4 protein-coding genes are annotated in these 2,882 nt (G+C 31.9%); all 4 read right to left on the reverse strand.

Annotation, left to right across the window (positions count from 1 at the left end):
- The coding region (locus KDK17_RS05090; protein ID WP_257287501.1) for a hypothetical protein at positions 1-187 on the reverse strand (187 nt) is incomplete at its 3' end.
- A gap of 10 nt (positions 188-197) precedes the next feature.
- On the reverse strand, positions 198-1,421 hold the full coding sequence (locus KDK17_RS05095) for an ATP-grasp domain-containing protein (protein WP_257287502.1): 1,224 nt from the start codon (positions 1,419-1,421) through the stop codon (positions 198-200).
- Position 1,422: 1 nt separating this feature from the next.
- A complete protein-coding gene (locus KDK17_RS05100) occupies positions 1,423-2,115 on the reverse strand; it encodes a hypothetical protein (protein ID WP_257287503.1) in 693 nt (230 codons plus the stop codon).
- Between the two features lie 2 nt (positions 2,116-2,117).
- Positions 2,118-2,606, reverse strand: coding sequence for an aspartyl/asparaginyl beta-hydroxylase domain-containing protein (locus KDK17_RS19475; RefSeq protein ID WP_373691564.1), 489 nt, complete (start codon positions 2,604-2,606; stop codon positions 2,118-2,120).
- Positions 2,607-2,882 lie beyond the last annotated feature (276 nt).

Here is a 2,882-nt window from a genome sequence, read left to right on the forward strand (position 1 = left end):
GTATTTCTTTTGCTTCTAAACAAAGATTCCCTTTTTTATATAAAACCATTGAAAATACCAAACCACACAAAAGAAATGAAATCAATGAATACTGTATAATTTCACCGGGTTCAAATTCTTTCGAAACATAAGCAAACGAAAAAGCCTGAATTGATACAGACATTAATATAAATAATACAGGGTGCACTTGCAATTCCTCAACAGCAGGTTTTAAAAAGGCCTGAGCTTTCTAAACTATGAAGCTTTTCAAGAGACGCATTGAAAACTGTTTTCTCTTCATGAGCAAAAAATGCTATCCCATAATCCCCAGTTGTTGATAGTGGATTTTGAGGTTTATAAGATAAACTCGGGGTATCAACTATACTATGAAAAGCTGGTAATCTACGCAAAGAAAACAAACCTTTCCGGTTTAATATTTTTCCATGACTCGCATTTCTTAGATAAACCATTGCAAAGTGTTTTTTTAGAGGTTTGTTTTTTTCAACACGTTTGTAGAAGCTTTTTGGATCAAAAATTGATTCAGCCCAAATAGATGCTTGACTATAACCCAAACCAAAGTAGAAAGCATTAGAATCTAAGTTAGGCCCCATTAATCGTGAATTAACTTCAATAAGCTTTGGCCCATGCTCCGTTAATCGTATTTCCGTGTGGGCTGCACCATTGTTAACCCCTAATGCATCCAAACATTTTTTTGTATATTGAATGACCTTGCCAACCTCACCTTCATTGTAGTTTATATCAACAGCAATGATACTTCTATAGATTGGAATGCCTTCAACCTCTTCGATTTTCACCAAATAGATATCTGTGAAGACATGCGCGCTCTCTAATGTAACTGTATTAACTACATATTGTTGCCCCTCAATATACTCTTGAATAAGTATTTTATCATTAATATTGCCAAGCAAGTTTTTCTTATTCAAAATCATATTGACTTTTTCAACAACTTCATCACTTGTATTACACTTAAAGCAACCATCACTTCCAGCACTGTTCAAAGGCTTTATAAAGACAGGGTGGCTAAATAGGCTTAATACATCTTCTAATTCATCTTTTTTTGTTATAACACTATGCCTTCCAGCCTCAATATTACATTTACTTATTCTTTCGTACATGCTTAGCTTACAGGATCTAGATTGTCTCAGCTTATAATCATTACCTTTTAGCTTAAGTGAAAAGCTTAATATATCTGTAGTAGTGACACCAAATTCACTGCCAGCTAAGATATGAGATACTTCTTCTTTTTTTAGATAGAGGACAGCTGGTTCTAAATTAGATTTTTCATATATAAAGTCAATTTTTCTTTTCGCATCGTATTTTAGGCTGCTCGTAGCAATAGTTATAATTGTGCAGCCATAATCTTCTAAAGCCTCAATAAGACATTTTCCACTTGAAACTGGATCTACTACGCAAACTTTCAATTTAAGCAGCCTTAAGTTGTTTAATTAATCTTTCCACTCTTGATACTGAAAATCTAATATAGTTAACTATTAGAAATTCAGAAGCAGCGGTACTACCTACAAGCCAAATACTTTTCTTCTCAAGCTCTGAAATACTAACATAGTCTTTTTTATTTTTGTAAGTGAAAGAGTAATTACCATCACTTCGTTTAATTATTCCTGGGTTAGCCAAACCATCACAAACAACTACACAGTCAAAGTTCATAAATGTTTTTTTAATTTTCCAGTTTCTATCCCATTCTAGATCCTCATAACTACCTTTAATTATATTAAGAGATCCATTATCAATAAATTCAAGTAGTAGTTTACCGTTCTGAACTGGTATAGATGAAATATACCTTGATATGAATCGTCTATATTTTTTCTTTAGTCGAACTATATCTCTATTACTAAGCAAACTGCTATTATTGTTTAGATACTCAATAATATCGCCAACCTCTGTTTGCCATCCATTCTCTCTTCTTGATAAAATTATTTCTTGATTTAACCTTTCTTTTGTAAGAATATGAAGAGGCTCTTTATTATATGCACGAATTACTTTATTTATGTCTTTTACTATTTCTATTTTAGATTTTGCTTTTTTATATGAAAGTTTATTATCATAGATCATTAATTCATTTCTTACAGCTGGTAACTCACCAGACTTAGATATCATTGTTACATTACAGCCTCTATAAGAGTAAATTTACCTTTTTCAGATAGCGACATCGCACTATGTATATTGCTACCATCTACATACCAAACTTCTCCAGCCCTCATGTGGTAAATAGTATCTTTTTCAGAATTTAGGCAGTTTTTATCAGTATAAAGAACCACACGAACTCGATTGAACCCTTTTTTGAATTCCAAGTAATCTTTATGTGGAAAAATCATCCCATTTTCACAAGAGTTTAAAACTCTAACTGACTTGATATATTTTGTGTTGAAATTTTTTGAAATTATTTCATTAATATAGGTAAGCTGGTTTGAAAAAAAAGTCCTCTTTGCATGACCGCAATACTCTTTAGATATTGCTTCGCCATTAATTCCATTTTGATTCCATATAGATTTAGTTCTCCACTTTCCTATAGAATATTCTTTATAGGCATCATCAAAACCAGACTCTTCAATGACAGAAATTTCATTTTTAATTTTATTTTTATCAATCGAAAGTTATCCAAGTATTTTTGCTTTCATTATTATCTAAACTATATCCTAATTATTGTAAGCACTTAATATAAGCTGACAAAGCTAATTCTTGACCTAGAGATATTCTCACATTTTCAATCAAAACCGATCAGCTTTTACTTAGTGAAAACAGAGCACCGCCTATTGACTAAATATGCAGATTGGTTACAGCTCATTGGCCCATGTGCTGCACATCATACCCATAGAGTCCTTTATTGTAACAGGTATATATACCTAATTCTTACACCTAAATAG

Source organism: Endozoicomonas sp. SESOKO2 (assembly GCF_024606245.1).
Taxonomy (GTDB): Bacteria; Pseudomonadota; Gammaproteobacteria; order Pseudomonadales; family Endozoicomonadaceae; genus Endozoicomonas_A.

Coding starts and splice junctions, on each gene's coding strand:
- KDK17_RS05100 (WP_257287503.1), bottom strand. CDS start 2,115: ATGATATCTAAGTCTGGTGAGTTACCAGCTGTAAGAAATGAATTAATG.